This is a genomic window from Microbacterium sp. SWDP-B6, from assembly GCF_059803615.1.
Window position 1 is genome coordinate 77,165 of the sequence record NZ_JAPFGV010000013.1, and the last position, 19,969, is coordinate 97,133.

Consider the following 19,969-nt stretch of genomic DNA (forward strand, 5'->3'; position numbering starts at 1 on the left):
ATGCAGACAACAACTGCTGGTCAAGCATACGGCATCCGCCGGTCGGTGCCGAACCGGGCCCGCTCTCGTCGTTGTTGTTAGGCTCGGCGAGCGGACGAAACGGGAGGGGGCGCAGTGAGCGCTGACGTGCAGCAGTTCCAGGTGGACCTGCGCGGTGTCGTCGACCTCCTGAGCCGCCACATCTACTCGAGCCCGCGCGTGTATCTGCGCGAGCTGCTGCAGAACGCCCGCGACGCCATCACGGCACGACGCGAGGTCGACGGCGGGGGCGGGAGCATCCGCATCACCGCGCTGACGGACGACTCCGCCGAGTTCGTGCTGCGAGACGACGGAGTGGGCCTGAACGCCGCCGAGGTGGGCGATCTGCTCGCCACGGTCGGACGCAGCTCGAAGCGCGACATCTTCGATCTCCCTCGCAGCGACTATCTGGGTCAGTTCGGCATCGGCCTGCTCAGCTGCTTCATGGTCGCCGATTCGATCGTGATCCGCTCGCGCAGCGCACGGGGCGGTTCGGCCGTCGAGTGGACGGGCAGCGCCGACGGCACCTTCCGCGTCGTGGAGATCGACGACGACCTGCCCGTCGGCACGAGCGTGCACCTGAAGCCCCGATTCGACGCCGACGAGCTGCTGCGCCCCGCAGCCGTGCGCGAACTGGCCACCGCCTTCGCCGAGTTCCTGCCCGTGCGGGTGACGCTCGAGTCCTCGAACGGCGACATCGACATCACGAGACGCGCGCCCTTCCTCGACGCCGTCGACGACATCGACGGCGCAGTGCAGTACGGACGCGACCTGCTGGGGGCCACTCCGCTCGACGCGATCGAGCTCAGCGAACCCGCCACGGGCACTCGAGGGCTCGCCTTCGTGCTCCCCTACGCTCCCCCACCGGGTGCCCGCCAGGCGACTCGCATGTACCTCGGCAGGATGCTGCTCGGCGAGCGGGTCGACGACGTGCTGCCCGAATGGGCCTTCTTCGTGCGGGCGGTCGTCGATTCGACCGGCCTCGCTCCGACGGCGAGCCGCGAGTCGCTCGTCGACGACGCGGCGCTCGAGCGCGTCCGCGAGCAGCTGGGCGCCGGCATCCGCCGCTGGGTGCTCGAGCTGGGGCTGCGCGAGCCGCACAGACTGGCCCAGTTCGTGGCGATCCACGAGGTCGGTCTGAAGTCTCTCGTGCGCCACGACGAAGAGCTGGCGACGTTCATCACCCGGTGGCTCACCCTCGAGACGACGCACGGCACGATGCGCATCGGCGATCTCGTCGAGCGGTACCCGCACGTGCGCTACGCGCAGACGGTCGACGAGTTCCGCCAGGTGGCCGGCATCTCGCCCGGCTCCGAGGTCCTGGTCAACGGCGGCTACCTGTACGACGCAGACCTCGTGCGGATGCTGCCGGACCTCTACCCCCATGTCACGATCGAGCTCGTCGACGTCGCGGGTGAGCTCGACCGGCTCGACCCGCCGCCCCTCGACGACCGCGATGCCGCGATGGCGCTGGAGGAACGAGCGGGCCGCGTGCTGACGGCATCCGGATGCTCCGTCACGGTGCGCTCGATCGACCAGCCGGAGCTCGCAGCGCTCTACGTCGCCGATCCGGAGGTGCTGCGCCGGATCGACCGCGGTCGCACGAAGGGCATCACCGGATCGCTGTGGGGCGGCGTGCTCGACCGCATCGACTCGACCGTCTCGGCATCCCGCGACGACGATCTGAGCGCGCGCCTCTGCCTGAACTGGTCGAACCGCGTCGTGCGGGCGCTCGTGCGCGTGCAGGACGACGCGGTGTTCGCCCGCACCGTGCAGCTGCTCTACATCCAGGCTCTGCTGGCCGGTCACCATCCGCTCTCCGACGCCGATCGTGCACTCATGACGACGGCGCTCTCCGACCTCGTGTCGCTGTCGGCCGGCATCGAAGAGGACTCGATCCCCTTCGGTGACGCCGTCTGACCACAGCTCTGCCATCCGCTCCGTCCGAAGGATCCCCATGACACGTCCGAAGAAGCGCTTCACGCAGCTCATCGAGGAGATCGACCGCACTCCGTGGGGCCCGGCGGAGCAGGCGCTGGTGGCGGATGCCGTCGCACTCGCCGTCGAGCTCGGCGACGAGCGGCTCGAGTACGAGGCACGGATGCGGCAGACCGCGTCGGCGAACATGAACGGCGCGACCGACGTGATGCTGAACTCCTTCGCGTGGTGCCTCGCCAGGCACGACGCCGACCCGCAGCGGTTCCCCGCCGATCTCGAGTACGGCGGGGCCGATCTGATGTGGCAGTTCAAGTGGATGGCCTCGTCCCTGCGTTCGTCTCCCGCCTTCTCCGTCGAGCAGATCGCGGCGGTGCTCGACGACATGGAGACGCACTACCGCACAGCCGGGCTCGGCATGAGCGGGGTGCTCACGGCCCGATTCGAGGACGCCTGGGACGCCGGGCGCATCGACGACGCCGAAGCGCTGGGCGTGCAGCTGGAAGCCACGCCCCGCGACGACCACAGCCACTGCGACGCGTGCGGGCGCAGCCAGTTCGCCGGGTTCTTCGCAGAGACCGATCGAGACGCCGAGGCCATCCGGCTCGTCGAGGAGATGCTCGAGGGCGGATTCTCATGCGGCGAAGAGCCGGAGCATGCGCTGTCGCGCGTGCTCGTGCCCTACCTGCGCGCTGGGCGCCTCGACGAGGCGAAGAGCGCGCATCTGCGCAGCTACCGTCTGGCGAAGGACAACCCCGACAACCTGCGCATCGTCGCGAACAACATCGTGTTCTCCGCCCTCACCGGCAACGAGGCCAGGGCGCTCGCCCAGGTCGAGCGCCATATCGCGTGGCTCGCGCACGACGGCCTCAACGTCGACGCGCACTTCGCGGCGCTGGCCGCATTCGCCTTCGCCCTCGACCGCGTCACCGCAGCAGGCCACGGCGACGCCCCGGTGCGCGGTGCCGACTCCCCCTCGCTCATCGCGTTCTTCGGCGAGCACGATGGGGCGTGGGGCGCAGCCGAACTCGCCGCCGCCGCATGGGGCGCTGCCGAGCGCATCGGCTCCCAGTTCGATCGCCGCGACGGCACCGAGGGCCACGCACGCAGCCTCGCCCGCATGCGCGCTCTCGCAGACGAGCACTACGACGTGCCGATCAGGTCGGACGCCTTCGCCACCACGCCGGACTCGGCCACGCCCGGCGATCCGGACGCCTGGTTCGACCGGGTCATGGATCTCGCCCAGTTCGGGGCGGAGCACGAGACTCTGCAGGCTCTGCCGTATGCCCTGGCGGTCGAGGACCCCTCGAAGGTCGCTCAGCTCATGTCGATGCGCCTCGGCATCCTCATCGCGCTCGATCGCGCCGACGAGGCCGCCGACCTGTTGCCGGCACGGATCGATGCACTGCGCGCCGCCGGCCTCGATGCACAGGCCGATCTCGAGCAGCGGGTGGGTCTGGCGACCTTCGGGCTGAACACCGCCGATGCCGCAGCGGCGCTCGAGGACGAGCTCGCGAACGCCGAGTCCCTCCCGGCCTGGTCGCGGGGAGATGTCGCGATCAGCCGGGCCTCGATGCACATGCAGGCCGACGAACCGGATGCGGCGCTCGACATGGCGGAGATCGCCGCCCGGGCGTTCGCCGACGCAGACGATGTGCGCCTCTCGAACACGACGACTCTCGTGGCCATCGCGGCGGTGCTGCAGAAGGGCGACATCGAGGCGGCATCCGCTCTGCTCGATCGCTTCCTGGCCCAGGACGATCTCAGCGTCGGTCACCGCGCCCAGGCCCTGCAGACGCGTGCCAGGGTGCGCGGAGGCAGCGACGACTACGCGCGAGGCGCGGCGGATGCCGATGAGGCGTCCCGGCTGCTCGCCGGGCTCGGCGCGACCACGGCGCTGGCAACGACGCACCTGCTCGCCGGGGCGCTCTGGGAGGACGCCGGCGACCCCGAGAAGGCGGTCGCCCGCTACCGCGTCACCTCGCGTCTCGTCACCCAGGAGGGCGGCGACCAGGCGGGGGCGGACTTCCGCCTCGCGCGGGCGATGCTCGCCGCGGGTGACGCCGAGGTGGCCGCCGAGCTGTTCGGTCAGGTTCTCGAGCGTGAGGAGCAGGCCGAGGTGCCTGCCGCTTCTCGGGCGATGACGGCATCGCTTCTCGCCCGATCCCTGGGTTCGGCCGGCGAGTTCGGTCAGGCGGTCGGCGCGTTCGGGTATGCGGCCCATCTCTTCGGTGAGGCGGAGGAACACGCCGATCAGGCCATGGCGTTGACCGAACGTGCGAAGATCCTCGCCCGATTCGACGAGCACGACGACGCGATCGAGTCGCTCGAAGCGGCATCCGAGATCGTGCGCAAGGCCCCTGAGGCGGTCGGCGCCCTCGCCGACGTGCTGCACAACCTCGGGCAGGCCTACGGCGCGAAGCAGGACGACCGCGCCTTCGCCCTGTTCGACGAGGTCGCAGCGCTGGCTCAGGAGCACGAGGCGGGGTGGCTGCTCGCCGACGTGACCGATTCGCGAGGTCGGGTGCTCGCTCAGTTCGGGCGGATCGACGAGGCTGTTGCCGCTGCTCTGACGGCAGCCGACGGATTCGCGGCGATCGGGGATGCGGGTTCGGCGGGCGGCTCCGAGCTGTTCGCCGCCCGCCTGCTCGCCGGCGACGACCGCGCGGCTGACGCCGTGCCGGTCTACCGCAGCGCGCTCGAGCACGCGGTGGAGCATGCGCCGCTGCGTCAGGTGTCGGCGCTCGAGCTCGGCAACGTGCTCGAGTCGCTCGGTCGCCAGGTCGAGGCAGCCGAGGTGCGCGCGCTCATCGAGAGCTAGACGCGGGTTCGGAGCCTTCGCTTCGCCGCGGTTTCGACACCGTCGCAGCACCTCACCGCGAGCTGCCTGCTCGTCGGGAGGAGATCTTCCCCTCGGGAGGAGGAATCGGGCCGATTCCTCCTCCCCAAGAGGCGTTGTCCTCCCGAGCGCCCGAAGCTCAGAGGAACTGACGCCAGTTCGCGCGCGCGAGGTCGAGCAGTTCGTCTCCCTTGCCCGACATGACCGTGCGGATCGCGTACAGCGCGAAGCCCTTGACCTGCGCGGCCTCGATCGCCGGCGGCATCGACAGCTCCTGCCGCTCGGTGACGACATCGAGCAGCGCGGGGCCGTCGTGTGCGAGCACCTCGCGGACGGCATCCGGCAGATCCTCGCTGTTCTCGACGCGGCGGGCGAAGATTCCCATGGCCTCGGCGATCGCCGCGAAGCTCGGGTTGTCGAGCGCAGTGCCGTAGTTCACGAAACCGGCGGCCTTCATCTCGAGCTCGACGAAGTTCAACGACGAGTTGTTCACCACGATCGTCTTCACGGGGAGCTTGTTCTGCGTGAGCGTGAGCAGTTCGCCCAGCATCATCGCGAGCCCGCCGTCGCCGGCGAGTGCGATGACCTGTCGATCGGGATGCGAGACCTGCGCGCCGATGCCGTGCAGCAGGGCATTCGCCATCGATCCGTGCGTGAACGAGCCGATCAGCCGTCGATTCTCGGTCATCGACAGATAGCGGGCGGCCCACACCGTCGGCGAGCCCACGTCGGCGGTGAACACCGCGTCATCTGCCGCCTGCTCATCGAGCAGTCGCGCGAGGTACTGCGGGTGGATCGGCCGACCGGCCTTCGTGGGTGTCGCGAGGTCGTCGAGCTTCGCCCTGGTCTTGCGATAGTGCGCGGTCGAGTCGTCGAGGTGATCGCGGTCGCTCTTCTCCGCCAGCCTCGGCAGCAGTGCCTCGGCGGTGGCGCGGACATCACCGACCAGACCGAGATCGAGCGGATGCCGCTTGCCGAGCTGTGAGCCGCGGATGTCGACCTGGATGGTCGTCGCGTGCTCGGGATAGAACTGCTCGTACGGGAAGTCGCTGCCCAGCACGAGCAGCGTGTCAGCCGCCTCCATCGCCCGATAGCCGGAGGCGAAGCCGAGCAGGCCCGTCATTCCGACGTCGAACGGGTTGTCGTACTCGATGAACTCCTTGCCTCGGAGGGCGTGCACGATCGGCGCGCCGAGCCGATCGGCGAGTGCGATGACCTCGTCGTGGGAGCCCTCTACACCCGCTCCGGCGAGGATCGTGGTCTTCTTCGAGGCATTGAGCAGTGTCGCCGCCCTGGCGAGTTCGTCGCCGCTCGGCACGATCACGGGGTGGGACCGCTCGATGACCACGGCTCGGTCGTCGGCGATCTCGGCCAGGGCGACGTCGCCGGGGATCACGAGCACCGCGACTCCGCGCTGCTCGATCGCCGCGCGCATCGCGATCTCGAGAAGGCGCGGCATCTGCTTGGGGTCTGCGACGTACTCGACATAGACGCTGCACTCGCGGAAGAGCTCTTGCGGGTGGGTCTCCTGGAAGTACCCCGTGCCGATCTCGGTCGTGGGGATGTGCGCCGCGATCGCGAGCACGGGGACTCGTGAGCGGTTGGCGTCGTAGAGGCCGTTGATCAGGTGCAGATTGCCCGGTCCGCACGAGCCGGCGACGACGGCGAGCTCGCCCGTGAGCGCCGCATCCGCCGCCGCCGCGAAGGCCGCCGACTCCTCGTGCCGCACGTGCACCCAGCGGATGCCGCCGTCCTTTCGGAGGGCGTCGGTGAAGCCGTTGAGGGAATCACCCGGAAGGCCGTAGACACGGTCGATCCCGTTGGCGCGGAGGGTCTTGACGATGTTCGCTGCGACGGTTGCCATGCTTCCAACCTACGCCCGGGTGCGCATGCGGGCTCCGGCATCCGTCGAACCCCGGGCGCGTCCGGAACCGGGCACCGGGCGCACGAAGGGGCGGATGCCGCAGCATCCGCCCCTTCGTGCGGCGAGCGTCGCTCAGCCGATGCGGATGAGCTTCTTGTTGACGAACTCGTCGGCCGCGAGGTGGCCGAGCTCGCGCGAGGTGCCGCTGCGCTTGATGCCGCCGAACGGCAGCTCCGGGCTGTCGGCCAGCACGAGGTTGACGTAGACCATGCCCGCCTCGATGTTGTCGGCGACGCGCTCGGCCTGCTCGGCGTCGGTGGTGAAGACGTAAGAGCCGAGACCGAAGGTCGTGTCGTTCGCGAGAGCGACGGCGGCGTCCTCGTCGGCGACCCGGTAGACGACCGCGGCGGGGCCGAAGAGCTCCTCACGGTAGACGTTCATCTCGGGCGTCACATCGGCCAGCACGGTCGGCGCGAAGAACGCTCCGTCGCGGGTTCCGCCGGTCAGCAGCGTCGCGCCCTGCTCGACGGCCTGGTCGATCTGCTTCTGCAGGTTCTCGGCCGCCGTCTCAGATGAGACGGGCCCGAGCACGGTGTCGTCGAGTGTCGGGTCCGAGGGCTGCACGGCCGCCATCGCGGCGGTGAACTTCTCGACGAACTCGTCGTACAGACCGTCGACGATGATGAAGCGCTTGGCGCCGTTGCACGCCTGTCCGTTGTTGTCGAGACGCGCGTCGACGCCGGCCTGCACCGTGGCGTCGAGGTCGTCGGTCGACAGCACGATGAAGGGGTCTGAGCCGCCCAGCTCGAGCGCGACCTTCTTGAGGTTGCGCCCGGCGATCTCGGCGACCGCGGCGCCTGCGCGCTCCGAGCCCGTGAGCGAGACGCCGGCCACGCGCGGGTCGGCGATCATGTCGGCGATCTGCTCGTTCGTCGCGAGCACGTTCTGGTAGGCGCCCTTCGGGAATCCGGCGTCGTGGTAGATCGTCTCGATCGCGGTCGACGACTCGGGGCACTGCGGCGCGGGCTTCAGAAGGATCGTGTTGCCGACGATCAGGTTCGGCGCCGCGAAGCGGACGATCTGGTAGGCCGGGAAGTTCCACGGCATGATCCCGACGAGCGGTCCGAGCGACGACTTGCGGACGATCGCCGAGCCCTCTCCGAGGATGGCGATCGGCTGGTCGGCCATGATCGCCTCGGCCTGGTCTGCGTAGTACTCGGCGATGTCGGCGGCGAAGTCGACCTCTCCGAGTGCCGCCTCGCGCGGCTTGCCCATCTCGCGCACGAACACGTCGGCGAGCTGCTCGCGACGCTCGCGGTGCAGCTCGGCTGCCCGACGGAGCAGCGCTGCGCGCTCAGCCACGGTCGAGGAACGCGACCAGTCGCGGTGCGCGGCGTCGGCGGCCGCGAGTGCCTCCTCGATCTGCGCATCCGTGAACGTGTCGAAGGACGCCAGCGTCTCTCCGGTGGCGGGGTTGATGACGGCGTAATCGGTCATGTTCTTCTTCCTCTCGTTCGGTTCCCGGTCGTCGAGCGCGGAGCGGAGCTCCGCCCGCCCGACGACCGGAAGGATCAGGAGATCGGGATCAGGGTGTACTTGGTCGACAGGTACTCGTGGATGCCCTCGAGACCGCCCTCGCGGCCGACGCCCGACTGCTTGACGCCGCCGAAGGGGGCAGCTGCATTCGACACGACACCGACGTTCAGACCCATCATGCCGGTCTCGAGCTTGTCGATCATCCGCTGCCCGCGCTGCAGGTTCTCGGTGAACACGTACGAGACGAGCCCGTACTCGGTGTCGTTCGCGAGGCGCACGGCGTCGTCCTCCGTCTCGAAGGTCGCGATCGCGAGCACCGGGCCGAAGATCTCCTCCCGAAGGATCGCGGAACCTGCGACCACGTCGGTGAGCACGGTCGGCTCGTAGAAGGTGCCGGTGCCCTCGAGCGCCTTGCCTCCGGCGAGCAGCGTTGCTCCGCGCTCGACGGCGTCATCGACGAGCTCGCCGGCCTTCGCGACGGCGTCTTCGTCGATGAGCGGTCCGATGGCCACGCCCTCTTCCGTGCCGCGGCCGATCTTCATCGCCTTCACGCGCTCGGTGACCTTGCGGGCGAACTCGTCGGCGACGTCCTGGTGCACGATGAAGCGGTTGGCGGCGGTGCAGGCCTGGCCGATGTTGCGGAACTTCGCGGCAAGCGCGCCGTCGACCGCCTTGTCGAGGTCGGCATCGTCGAAGACGACGAACGGGGCGTTGCCTCCGAGCTCCATCGACACGCGCAGCACGCCCTCGGCGGCCTGGGCGATGAGCTTGCGGCCCACCTCGGTCGAACCCGTGAACGACAGCTTGCGCAGACGCGGGTCGGCGATGATCGGGGCCGACAGCGCCGACGACTTCGACGTCTGCACCACGTTGACGACACCGGCGGGGAGGCCCGCCTTCTCGAGCAGCGAGGTGAAGAACATCGTCGTCAGCGGCGTGAGTGCCGGTGGCTTGATGACCACGGTGCAGCCGGCTGCGAGGGCAGGGGCGATCTTGCGCGTCGCCATCGCGAAGGGGAAGTTCCACGGCGTCACGAAGAACGAGGGACCCACAGGACGCTGCGAGACGACCATGTGGCCGGTGCCCTCGGGATTGATGCCGTAGCGGCCGCTGATGCGCACCGCCTCCTCGCTGAACCACCGAAGGAACTCGCCGCCGTAGCCGACCTCTCCTCGTGCCTCGGCGAGCGGCTTGCCCATCTCGAGCGTCATCAGCAGCGCGAGGTCCTCCTTGTGCTCCTGCACGAGGTCGAACGCACGGCGCAGGATCTCGCTGCGGGTGCGCGGTGCGGTCGACGCCCACGAATCCTGCGCGGCGACGGCCGCATCCAGCGCACGGATGCCGTCGCCGGGGGTCGCATCCGCGATCGTGCGGATCACCTCTCCGGTCGCCGGGTCGATCACGTCGAACGTGCCGCCGGTCTCGCCGTCGATCCACTCTCCCCCGATGAAGAGGCCGGTGGGGATGCTGTCGAGCAGCGCCTGCTCAGTCTGAGTGCTCATGGAATCTCTTTCTGTGGGGAGGAAGGAATGCGGATGCCGCGGATGCGGTCAGCGTCTGCGGCTGCTCGCGGGAGCATCCATGCTGAGCGTCTCGCCGCGGAAGAACGCCGGGCGCTTGATCGACTGCCAGATCATGATGACGATGCCGATCGCGATGATGCCGACGCCGAGGACGAACACGAGCCCGACCCCGCCGATGCTCGAGCCGCTGCCGTACGCGGGGTCCATCGAGTCGATGAGCGTCGTCACGAACAGCACGGCGAGGATCGCGCCGCCGACGAGCGGGAACAGGAACGTGAAGAAGAAGCTCCTGGCCGAGTCGAACCACTGCCTGCGGAAGTACCAGACGCACGCGAACGCGGTGAGGCCGTAGTAGAAGCAGATCATCATGCCGAGCGACAGGATCGTGTCGGTGAGCACGTTCTCGCTCACCAGTCGCATCACGGCGTAGAAGACCGAGGCGACGACGGCCGAGACGATCGTCGAATAGCCGGGCGTGAAGAAGCGCGGGCTGACCCGTGCGAACTTCTTCGGCAGGGCGCCGTAGTGCCCCATCGCCAGCAGCGTGCGGGCGGGGCCGACGGCGGTCGACTGCAGCGACGCCGCCGAGCTCGACAGCACCGCGAGCGAGACGAGGAACGCGAGCGGGCCCAGGATCGGGTCGGACAGCGCGAAGAACACGTTCGCCGAGATGTCCTCGTTCGCGAGCCCGTAGTCGCCCGTGCCGACACCGGCGAACATGATGAGACCGATCGCGAGCAGCAGGTAGAGGCTGACCACGACGACGACGGTGACCATCGCCGCACGACCGGGAGTCTTCTCGGGGTCCTTCGTCTCCTCGTTCATGGTGAGGACGACGTCCCAGCCCCAGAAGATGAAGATCGACAGGGAGAGCCCGGCGGCGAAGGCGCTGAACGACGGCACCTCGAACGGGTTGAACCACGACCACGAGAACGCCGTGGGCTCGGGGGCATCGCCGGAGACGGCCTTGACGATCGCGACGGTGGCGAAGATCACGAGCACCAGCACCTGGAAGCCGACGAGGATGTACTGGAACTTCTGCGTCGTCTGCATGTCGCGGTACGACACGAGCGTCGCGCCCAGCATGAAGAGCAGGCACACGACGACGTTGATGATCGGGTTGAAGGCCAGGTCGGCGATCTCGGGGTTGCCGCTGAGCTGTGCGATCAGCAGGAAGAGGAACTCGACGGCGATGCCGGCGAGGTTCGACAGCACGATCACGGTGGCCGCGATCAGGCCCCACCCCGTCATCCAGCCGATCCACGGGCCGAAGGCCCGCACTCCCCAGGTGAACGAGGTGCCCGAGTCCGGCATCATGCGGTTGAGCTCGCGATAGCCGAACGCGGTCAGGAGCATCGGGATGAAGCCGACGAGGATGATCGCCGGAACCTGCGTGCCGACGACCGCGACGGTCGGGCCGAGCGACGCGGTGAGAGTGTAGGCCGGGGCGATCGTGGAGACGCCGATCACGACGGCTCCGAGGACTCCGACGGCCCCCGCGCGCAGGCCCTTCTGCGAGATGCCGGTCGTCACACCGGATGCGGGCTCCGTCGCCCGGTTCGAGCTGGTCATCAGCGGACTCCTGCTTCGGCGCGCGTGCGCGGGACGACGATCATGGGCACGGGCAGTTCGTGCAGCATCTTCGCTGCGGTCGAGCCCAGGAACAGGCGGCGCGGCTGCGCCAGGCGGCTGGAACCGACGAGGACGACCTCGCCGGGCAGCCACGACAGATGAGCGACGGCGTCTTCGACCGTGTCGCCGGGGGCTTCTTCGACCTCGGCCTTGAGCTCTTCGGGCAGCAGTCCCTTGGCGATCTCGAGAACCTCGTTCGCGTGCTCGTCGCCGACCACGCGGATCGCCCCGGTGTCGAGACCGGGGGGCACGTCGAACGGCACGAGGGAGACCAGACGGAGACCGACGCGCGACTCGGTCGCGATCGCAGCGGCCTCGTCGAGGAGGTTGTCTGCGCCGGCGCGGTTGCCGACCGCCGCCGTCACCCGCGGGAGCACGTGGTCGTCCTGCTCCGCCGTGCCGGCCGGGGCGAGCGCGACGGGGATGGTCGACGAGTGCAGCAGCTCAGAGGCGACGCTGCCGAGACGGTGGCGTCCGAAGATGCTGCCGCCGGCGGTGCCGATGACGATCAGCCGCGCATCGAACTCCTCGCCGGCGGCGATGAGCCCTTCCGCGAACGACTCGGCGAAGCGCACATGACCCGTGCGGGTGAGCTCCTGCGGCAGTCGGACGACGGCATCCTCGAGCCACTCCTTCGCCTGCCGGCGGATGTGCTCTTCGTATGCCCGCTCGGGCGGAACCGCCGCGTTGCGGGTGCCCTCAGAGGGAAGCACGATCACCAGGTGCAGAACCGCACCGAGGCTGCGCGCGAGCCGTGCGCCGAGCGCTGCGGCATCCGCTCCCGCATCCGTCGCCGTGTAGCCGACGACGATCGCGCCGGTCATCCGTCGACCTCGGCGGTGTCGCCCGCGGCACGCGCGGCTTCGACGATGGTCGATGCGACGAGGTGCCCCATGCGGATCGCGCCGTCGACGTGCTGGTATCCGGCGCCTGCCATGTCGCTGCAGGCGAAGTGGATGGGTCCGACGGCCGAACGCAGGTCGGCGCCGTAGCGGTGCAGACCGCCCATGTCGAAGCTCGCCGCGTACGCGCCGCGGGTCCACTCCTCCGTGCCCCAGTCGCTCTCGTAGTACACGACCGGGTTCTTCGCCTCGTCGCCGTAGTAGTGCGAAAGGGACTCGAGGATCCGCTCTTTGCGCTCCTCTGCCGACAGTGTGAACAGGTCGTCGGCGTTCTGGTCGCTCACGAAGCCGACCAGGGTGCCCCGCTCGTCACCGTGGTTGGTGTTGTCGTACGCCTCGTGCGCGAGCTCGTAGGGGCTGAACGCGGTGCCGCTGAGGCCCTGTTCGCGCCAGAACGGGCGGTCGTAGACGGCGTGCACCTTGATCACGAAGCCCATCGAGATGTGCTGGTGCATCTGGTGCTGGCGACGGGGCAGCGGCGGCACGAAGGCGATGCGGCTGTAGAGGATCGGGGCGTGCGCGAGGATCGCGAAGCGCGCGCGCACCGTGGTGTCATCGGTCGTCGCGGTCACGCCGTCGGCACTCCATTCGAGCGACCGCACCGGCTGGTTCAACAGCACGTCGTCCCCGAGGCGCTCGGCGAGCAGCAGCGGCACCTTCTGCAGGCCGCCGACGACGCGCTTGTCGAGGATGAAGTCGGCGTCGACGAGGTTCGAGTACGAACCGGCGGATGCCGCCATCAGCAGCGACTGCAGCAGCGAGAACGAGTGCGTGGGCTTCGTGAGCATCGCGGATCCGGTGGCGAATGCCAGGTTGCGCACTGCCTCGTCGTCGTCAGTCTGCGCGCGCAGCCAGGCATCCCACGTGACCGAGTCCCACTCTTTCGCCTTCGCGTGCTCCCAGGGGCGGTCGGGGTCGATCTCGGCGACCATGGCGTCGAGACGCTCGGTGATCTCGGCGATGACGGCTTCGGTCTCGGCGGACACCGGGAACATCTCGCCCGTGAAGCGGTGCGTCTGTCCGTCGGGGCCGACGTACACGCTGTCGCCCTCGCGATAGCGGCTGTAGGTCTCGAGCCCCAGCTCCTCGATCGTGTCCTTCAGGGCATCCTGATCGGGCGAGACCCACTGGCCGCCGATCTCGAGCATGGCGCCGTCGATGACGTCGGTCCACAGACGGCCTCCGACGCGGTCACGCGCCTCGAGGACGGCGACCGACAGGCCTGCCTTGCGCAGGTCGTTCGCGGCCGTGAGCCCTGCGGCTCCGGCTCCGACGATCAGCACGTCACGAGTGATCTCAGCCATCTGCTTCTCCTTCATTGGAAATGTGTGTGCCGGCCGCGACTCGAAATCCCCCGATCCTCGTCGCGGCCGGACGTGTGGTGGCGGTCACGACTGAGCGCGACCGCTGGTCTGTCAGGCCGCGTTCGCGGCGAGTGCGGCCGCGACGACGTCGAGGCCCTCGTTGAGCAGGTCGTCGCCGATCGACAGCGGCGGCAGGAAGCGGATGACGTTGCCGTACGTGCCGCAGGTGAGGACGATGACCCCCTGGGCGACGCACGCCTTCGCGACAGCAGCGGTGAGAGCGGCGTCAGGCGCCTTGGTCTCGGGGTCGACGAACTCGGCCGCGATCATCGCGCCATGACCGCGGATGTCACCGATGCGGGCATCCTTCTCCTGCATGGAGCCGAGACGCTGCACGAGGATCTCGCCGATCTCACGGGCGCGCTCGATCACGCCGTCGTTCTCGAAGACGTCGATCGCGGCGAGCGCTGCGGCGCAGGCGATCGGGTTGCCGCCGTAGGTGCCGCCGAGGCCGCCCGCGTGCGACGCGTCCATGATCTCGGAGCGCCCGGTGACGGCGGCGAGCGGCAGACCGCCGGCGATGCCCTTCGCGGTCGTCATGAGGTCGGGCTCGATGCCGAAGATCTCGCTCGCGAACATGTGGCCGGTGCGGGCGAAGCCGGTCTGCACCTCGTCGGCGATGAAGACGACGCCGTTGGCGCGGCACCAGTCGGCGATCGCCGGCAGGAATCCGTCGGCCGGCACGATGAAGCCGCCCTCGCCCTGGATTGGCTCGATGATCACGGCGGCGAGGTTGTCTGCGCCGATCTGCTTCTCGAGCTGCAGGATGACGCGGGCCGCAGCCTCGCCGCCCTCGAGCCCGTCGCGGAACGGGTACGACATCGGTGCGCGGTAGACCTCGGGGGCGAACGGGCCGAAGCCGCTCTTGTAGGGCATCGACTTGGCGGTCAGCGCCATCGTCAGGTTGGTGCGGCCGTGGTAGCCGTGGTCGAAGGCGACGACCGCCTGGCGACCGGTGTGCTTGCGGGCGATCTTGATCGCGTTCTCGACAGCCTCGGCGCCCGAGTTGAACAGGGCGGTCTTCTTGGCGAAGTCACCGGGGGTGAGACGGTTCAGCGCCTCGGCCACCTCGATGTACGACTCGTACGGCGAGATCATGAAGCAGGTGTGCGTGAACTGCGCGGCCTGGGCGGCCACCGCTGCGGCGATCTTGGGGTGGGCATTGCCGACGGTCGTCACGGCGATGCCCGAGCCGAGGTCGATCAGCGAGTTGCCGTCGGCGTCGACGACCACTCCCCCGCCGGCCGCGACGGCGGCCACGGGAACGGTGTGCCCGACGCCTGCGGCGACGGCATCCGCCTTGCGGGCGAGGATCTCGGCCGATCGGGGGCCGGGGAGTTCGGTCACGAGGCGACGCTCCTGGGGGAGGTCGGGTCCGCCGAGGGGGACTGCAACAGCTGCGGTGTCGAGGAGAGCCATGTTCGTGAGCGTACGACCGGATCCGCCGTGGGCGCATTCGCCCGGCTGTACAATCTCGAAGAGATCATCGCCCGACCGTATAACGCGCTGACCGCGGAGACGAGAGAGGAGCGTCGCATGGATGACACCGAGCAGCCCACCCTGCGCGCCCTTTTCCGACGTCGTGACCTCGGACTCGGCCTGATCTCGGCCGAAGAAGACCTTCCGGCCGGCGCCCTCGATCGTCCACTGCGCTGGGTGCACAGCTCCGACCTCGCCGACCCGACGCCGTTCCTCGCCGAGGATCTCGCTCTGCTGACCACAGGCACCCAGTTCGACGCCGGCACCGACGTCGATGTCTACGTGGGGCGGCTCGCGGATCGCGGGGTGCTCGGCCTCGGATTCGGCACGGACGTGCACCGCGCAGGGATCCCCGAGGAGCTGATCCTCGAGTGCGCACGCCGCGGGATCCCCCTCTTCGAGGTGCCCTATCGCACGCCGTTCATCGCGGTCGCCCGCGCACACTCCGAGGCCATCGCCGCTCAGGCATATGCCCGCAGATCATGGGCGCTCGACACCCAGCGCGCGCTCGCACTGGCGGCTCTCCGCCCGCGGGGACTCGACGCGACCGTCGCCGAACTCGGCCGTCGCCTCGGCGTCTGGGTCGGCATGTACGACGCGGCCGGTGCTCTGCAGCTGTCGCACCCCCGGTCAGCCGTGTCTGCGGGCCGCCTGACCGAGCTCGGCGAACGCGCCACCGAGATCCTCACCCGCGGACTCGAAGCAGGGCAGTCGCTGACGATCGACGATGAGACGTTCACGCTCTTCACGGTCGGCCGCGGCGGACATCTGCGGGGAGTGATCGCGCTGGCCGTCGATGCGCTCGACGCCGAGGCGCGCACGGTCGTGACCTCGGTGATCGCGATGGCCGGGCTCGCCCTCGAGCAGAGCGACCAGCTCGCCCGCAGCAAGCGTCGGCTGAACTCGCAGCTGCTGAGCTCTCTGCTCGATGACGACCCGTCCCTTGCACGGAAGGTGCTCGGCGGCATGCCGTCGGCGCCCGTCGTGGTGGCGATCGCCGCGGACGCGCCGACCGGACCGTTCGCCGACTGGTGGGACCGCCGCCGCGCGGAGCACGGCACCGCCAGTTTTCTCGCCGAGTCGCCGGAGGGCGTCGTGCTCTGCGTGTCGATGGCCGACGACGCACTGCTCGACGAGGTCGCCGCACGTTTCGGCATCCGCGTCGGCGCATCGGGCTCGGAGTCGTACGACGCGTTCTCGCGTGCCCACGCCCAGGCGCTCGCGGCACTGCGCCAGCAGTCCGGCACAGGGGTCTTCCACTTCGCCGATGCGGCGGGATCCAGCATCCTCAGCGCGCTCGCGACCGATGAGGCTCGCCTGGTCGCCGAGTCGCGCCTGGCTCCCCTGCGCGACCACGATGCGCGATCCGGCGGCGACCTGGAACGCTCTCTGCGAACCTGGCTCGAGCACGATGCGAAGGCCGATCCGGCGGCCGCTGCTCTCGGGGTGCACCGTCACACGTTGCGGTCGCGGATCACGCAGGCCGGCGCCCTGCTCGGCAGCGATCTGTCGTCGTTCCCCGCCCGCGCAGAGCTGTGGGCGCTGCTGCAGACGGCTCGGGACTGACGCCTTCGGCGTCGCTACTCTCCCGCACCCTCGCCGAGGTTGTCGGAGACGACCTCGAGCGCATGAGCCCGCGCCTGCACGGCATCCGCGCCCCGCTCCGCCGTGACGGCCGCGGCGAACACCTCGGCGAACACCAGATATGCGACGCGCGAGGTGTGCTCGAGCTCGTCGCGGAAGCTCACCCCGGTCGGGGCGATCACGAGCGACAGCGTCGCGGCCTCGGTCAGCGCCGATGAGGCGAAGGAGGTGAGGGCGATCACCGTCGCACCGCCCCGGGCTGCCGCGGTCGCGACGCGCAGGCTCGCCTCGTTCGCGCCCGATCCGCTGACGATGAGGCAGACGTCGTCGGGTGTGAGATGACGTGCGGCGATCTGCTGCGCGATGGCATCCGCGATGAACTCCGCCGCACGACCCGACGCGGTCAGCCGCATGGCGAGGTCGTTCGCGATGGGCGAGGACAGACCGTTCGCGAGCACGAGCAGCCGGCGAGCGGACGCTGCGAGCCGGACGGCCTCGCTCACGGCATCCGCGTCGAGCAGGCTCGCGAGGGCCGGAAGGGATGCCGCGACGCGATCGATCTCGCCCCGCATCCGCCCGAGCGCGCCCGGCCCGTGGTCGATGCCCGCCTCCCCCGGCCCGCTGCCGAGTTCGGAGGCGAGCGCGACGCGCAGCTGCGGGTATCCGCGGTAGCCGAAGCTCTGGCACGCGCGCACGACCGTGGCGCGGCCGACACCCGCTCGGTCGGCGAGCTCCTGGGCGGTCCATTCGACCACCGCCTCCGCCGACTCGACGATCAGCTCGGCGACGCGGCGTTCGGCGGGCTGCAGGGTGTTGAGCACCGCGGCGATTCGAGCGGTGGGTGGGGCGCTAGGAGAGAACACGGGCGCGGGCTCCCTCCATGATCCGGCGGCGGATCGCGCCGGACACGGCATCGATCAGCATCGTGACAGCGACGACCACGATGAGCAGGACGCCCACCGTCGACCACTCACGGTACTGGGTATAAGAGGTGAGCATGTCACCGATTCCGCCGACGCCGATCAGACCGAGCACGGCCGACGAGCGCACGTTGATCTCGAAGCGATACAGCCAGAACGACCAGAACGCGGGCTCGACCTGCGGCCAGACACCCCAACGCAGCACCTGCAGGGTACCGCCACCGGCCGCGCGTGCGGCCTCGATCGGCCCGGACGGCACGGCCTCGACCGCTTCGTATCCCCACTTGCCGAGTGTGCCGATGCCGTTGATCGCCAGCGCGAGCGCACCCGTGAACGGCGTGAGCCCGGTGACCGACAGGATCACGATCGCGATGATGATCTCGGGAACGGCCCGGATGAGCGAGAACAGGCCGCGCAGCAGCGCGCGCAGCCAGGCGGGGCCGAATCCGCGCGCGGCGAGCAGGCTGATGGGGGTCGCGAGCAGGATGCCGAGGATCGTACCGACCCACGCCATCTCGATGCTGCGCCAGGTCTGCCAGAGCGCCTCGGGCAGCTTCTCCCAGTTCGGGCTGCCGAACATCAGGAACGTGTAGCGGACGATCTCCGCAGGCAGGTCGGCGAGACGTGCCCAGTTGATGTCGATCGACCAGAAAGCCAGCACGACGATGGCGGTGACGATGATCCACGAGGCAACGAGCCACGGGCGTCGCGGCCTGTCGGGGATGACGGTGATGGCAGGAGGCGGAGTGAGCACGGTGGTCATACGAGCCTCCGTCGGATGGCGTCGGAGACGAAGTCGATCACGATGACGACGATGAGGATCTCCAGGATGATGAGCGAGAGCTGGTCGTAGCGGTAGAACGTGCGGACGGCGTCGATGAGCAGGCCCATGCCGCCGGCGCCGACCAGACCGAGCACCGTCGAGGCGCGGACGTTGAGCTCGAAGACGTAGAGGGTCTGGTTCGCGAACGCCGGCCAGGCGTCCGGGAGCGCGAGCGTGCGGTTGATCTTCGTCTGAGTGGCTCCGACCGCGCGGCCCGCCTCGAGCGGACCCCGGTCGTTGGTGTCGATCGCCTCCGACACGAGCTTGACGATGATTCCGACATTGAACAGCAGCAGCGCGAGGATGCCGGGGAGCGCGCCGACACCCACCATCGCGACGAGGATCGCCGCGTAGAGCAGGTCGGGGACGCTGCGGATGACGTTCAGGATGCCGCGCACGATGATGCGCGCCGGAGTGTTCGGGTTGGTGGCGCGAGCCGCCCAGAAGCTCAGCGGCAGCGAGATCACCGCGCCGATCGCCGTCGCAATGACGGCCATCTGCAGCGTCTCGATGAGCGGCGGGAGCGTGCGCGGGAAGAAGCTCCAGTCGGGCATCAGCAGCTTGATGATCTTGTCGGCGCCGTTCTGCCAGTTGCGCGCGATGGCCGAGAGGTCGACCCCGATGCCGATGCCGGGCAGGCACATGACCACGGTGATGGCGACGATGGCCAGCAGGATCACGGGCCCACGCCACGCGCCGGACGGCCGCCGAGGTATCTCGAGCGGTGCCGGTGTCGCCTCGGTCACGTGTCGAGCCGATCGTCGGCGGTGAGGGATCGACCGTAGATGCTCTCGAAGTCGGCATCCGTCGCGCTCGCTGCCGGACCGTCGTAGACGATCCTCCCCGCGCGCATGCCGATCATCCGCGCTCCGTATTCGCGGGCGAGGTCGAGCAGGTGCAGGTTGACCAGTACGGTGATGCCGAGGTCCCGATTGATGCGGCGGAGGTCGTTCATGACACCGTGCGCGGTCGGCGGGTCGAGGCTCGCGACCGGCTCGTCGGCCAGAACGATGCGCGGCTCCTGCGCCAGTGCGCGTGCGATGGCGACACGCTGCTGTTGCCCACCCGAGAGGTCGGATGCGCGCGAGTGGATCTTCGGCAGGATGCCGACACGGTCGAGCGCCTGATAGGCCAGCTGCCGGTCGGCGTCGGGGTAGGCGCCGAGCAGGGTGCGCCACAGGGACGTGTGGGCGAGACGCCCGACGAGCACGTTCTGCAGGACGCTCGCCCGGCCTGCGAGGTTGAACCCCTGGAACACCATGCCGATGTCGCCGCGCAGGCGTCGAAGAGTGCGGGGCGAGGCTCCGCTGACGCGGTGCTCGCCGACGTCCAGCGTTCCGCTCGTCACCGGCACGAGGCCGTTGATCGTGCGGATGAGAGTGGACTTGCCCGACCCTGAGAGGCCCACGACCGCGACCATCTCTCCGGCGTCGATGTCGAGCGAGACACGGTCGAGACCGACCGTCCCGTTCGGGTATCGCACCGTGACGCCATCGAGACGGATGGACCACGGCGTGGACGCCGCAGCCTGGGCTGCGGCGTCCACGTGC

General features: G+C 69.4%; 14 protein-coding genes. 3 read left to right on the forward strand and 11 right to left on the reverse strand.

Annotated elements, in window-relative coordinates; translation table 11 throughout:
• The first annotated feature begins 114 nt into the window (after window positions 1-114).
• A complete protein-coding gene (locus OPU70_RS14875) occupies window positions 115-1,938 on the forward strand; it encodes an HSP90 family protein (RefSeq protein ID WP_498558125.1) in 1,824 nt (607 codons plus the stop codon).
• A 37-nt stretch (window positions 1,939-1,975) separates the two neighbouring features.
• On the forward strand, window positions 1,976-4,774 hold the full coding sequence (locus OPU70_RS14880; RefSeq protein ID WP_498558126.1) for a hypothetical protein: 2,799 nt from the start codon (window positions 1,976-1,978) through the stop codon (window positions 4,772-4,774).
• 157 nt (window positions 4,775-4,931) lie between these two features.
• On the opposite strand, the gene poxB is transcribed toward OPU70_RS14880, so the two are convergent.
• From poxB to gabT, 7 genes are all read right to left on the reverse strand, one after another.
• A complete protein-coding gene (poxB, locus tag OPU70_RS14885) occupies window positions 4,932-6,656 on the reverse strand; it encodes a ubiquinone-dependent pyruvate dehydrogenase (RefSeq protein ID WP_498558127.1) in 1,725 nt (574 codons plus the stop codon).
• Window positions 6,657-6,788: 132 nt separating this feature from the next.
• Window positions 6,789-8,153 (reverse strand): NAD-dependent succinate-semialdehyde dehydrogenase, encoded by a 1,365-nt coding sequence (locus OPU70_RS14890; RefSeq protein ID WP_498558128.1) that lies wholly within the window; start codon window positions 8,151-8,153, stop codon window positions 6,789-6,791.
• Window positions 8,154-8,227: 74 nt separating this feature from the next.
• Window positions 8,228-9,694 (reverse strand): NAD-dependent succinate-semialdehyde dehydrogenase, encoded by a 1,467-nt coding sequence (locus tag OPU70_RS14895; protein WP_042539535.1) that lies wholly within the window; start codon window positions 9,692-9,694, stop codon window positions 8,228-8,230.
• Window positions 9,695-9,742: 48 nt separating this feature from the next.
• Entirely contained in the window at window positions 9,743-11,287 is a 1,545-nt protein-coding gene (locus tag OPU70_RS14900) for an APC family permease (protein WP_498558129.1), read from the reverse strand.
• A complete protein-coding gene (locus OPU70_RS14905) occupies window positions 11,287-12,171 on the reverse strand; it encodes a universal stress protein (RefSeq protein WP_056373788.1) in 885 nt (294 codons plus the stop codon). The genes OPU70_RS14900 and OPU70_RS14905 overlap by 1 nt, the downstream gene beginning before the upstream one ends.
• Entirely contained in the window at window positions 12,168-13,553 is a 1,386-nt protein-coding gene (locus OPU70_RS14910; protein ID WP_498558130.1) for a flavin monoamine oxidase family protein, read from the reverse strand. The genes OPU70_RS14905 and OPU70_RS14910 overlap by 4 nt, the downstream gene beginning before the upstream one ends.
• A gap of 111 nt (window positions 13,554-13,664) precedes the next feature.
• Window positions 13,665-15,032, reverse strand: coding sequence for a 4-aminobutyrate--2-oxoglutarate transaminase (gene gabT / locus OPU70_RS14915; protein ID WP_498558131.1), 1,368 nt, complete (start codon window positions 15,030-15,032; stop codon window positions 13,665-13,667).
• 117 nt (window positions 15,033-15,149) lie between these two features.
• On the opposite strand from gabT, the gene OPU70_RS14920 reads away from it, so the two are divergent.
• On the forward strand, window positions 15,150-16,658 hold the full coding sequence (locus OPU70_RS14920) for a PucR family transcriptional regulator (RefSeq protein WP_309690547.1): 1,509 nt from the start codon (window positions 15,150-15,152) through the stop codon (window positions 16,656-16,658).
• Window positions 16,659-16,672: 14 nt separating this feature from the next.
• On the opposite strand, the gene OPU70_RS14925 is transcribed toward OPU70_RS14920, so the two are convergent.
• From OPU70_RS14925 to phnC, 4 genes are read right to left on the reverse strand one after another with little or no spacing between them, the layout of a single operon-like run.
• The gene (locus OPU70_RS14925) at window positions 16,673-17,497 is read right to left on the reverse strand and encodes a MurR/RpiR family transcriptional regulator (RefSeq protein WP_231567495.1); all 825 of its coding nucleotides are present in this window, start codon (window positions 17,495-17,497) and stop codon (window positions 16,673-16,675) included.
• A 28-nt stretch (window positions 17,498-17,525) separates the two neighbouring features.
• The gene (phnE, locus tag OPU70_RS14930) at window positions 17,526-18,359 is read right to left on the reverse strand and encodes a phosphonate ABC transporter, permease protein PhnE (RefSeq protein WP_056373794.1); all 834 of its coding nucleotides are present in this window, start codon (window positions 18,357-18,359) and stop codon (window positions 17,526-17,528) included.
• Window positions 18,356-19,165 carry a phosphonate ABC transporter, permease protein PhnE gene (gene phnE, locus OPU70_RS14935; RefSeq protein WP_498558132.1) on the reverse strand — a complete coding sequence of 270 codons (810 nt, stop codon included), beginning with the start codon at window positions 19,163-19,165 and terminating at the stop codon, window positions 18,356-18,358. Before phnE (OPU70_RS14935) ends, phnE (OPU70_RS14930) begins: the two co-directional genes overlap by 4 nt.
• Complete coding sequence (phnC, locus tag OPU70_RS14940; protein ID WP_498558133.1) at window positions 19,162-19,965, reverse strand: phosphonate ABC transporter ATP-binding protein; 804 nt, start codon at window positions 19,963-19,965, stop codon at window positions 19,162-19,164. Before phnC ends, phnE (OPU70_RS14935) begins: the two co-directional genes overlap by 4 nt.
• Between the last annotated feature and the right edge of the window lie 4 nt (window positions 19,966-19,969).

Excerpts from the sequence above, each read along its gene's own strand:
- OPU70_RS14880 (WP_498558126.1), top strand. The coding sequence starts at position 1,976 with ATGACACGTCCGAAGAAGCGCTTCACGCAGCTCATCGAGGAGATCGAC.
- poxB (WP_498558127.1), bottom strand. The coding sequence starts at position 6,656 with ATGGCAACCGTCGCAGCGAACATCGTCAAGACCCTCCGCGCCAACGGG.
- OPU70_RS14890 (WP_498558128.1), bottom strand. The coding sequence starts at position 8,153 with ATGACCGATTACGCCGTCATCAACCCCGCCACCGGAGAGACGCTGGCG.
- OPU70_RS14895 (WP_042539535.1), bottom strand. The coding sequence starts at position 9,694 with ATGAGCACTCAGACTGAGCAGGCGCTGCTCGACAGCATCCCCACCGGC.
- OPU70_RS14900 (WP_498558129.1), bottom strand. The coding sequence starts at position 11,287 with ATGACCAGCTCGAACCGGGCGACGGAGCCCGCATCCGGTGTGACGACC.
- OPU70_RS14905 (WP_056373788.1), bottom strand. The coding sequence starts at position 12,171 with ATGACCGGCGCGATCGTCGTCGGCTACACGGCGACGGATGCGGGAGCG.
- OPU70_RS14910 (WP_498558130.1), bottom strand. The coding sequence starts at position 13,553 with ATGGCTGAGATCACTCGTGACGTGCTGATCGTCGGAGCCGGAGCCGCA.
- gabT (WP_498558131.1), bottom strand. The coding sequence starts at position 15,032 with ATGGCTCTCCTCGACACCGCAGCTGTTGCAGTCCCCCTCGGCGGACCC.
- OPU70_RS14920 (WP_309690547.1), top strand. The coding sequence starts at position 15,150 with ATGGATGACACCGAGCAGCCCACCCTGCGCGCCCTTTTCCGACGTCGT.
- phnE (WP_056373794.1), bottom strand. The coding sequence starts at position 18,359 with ATGACCACCGTGCTCACTCCGCCTCCTGCCATCACCGTCATCCCCGAC.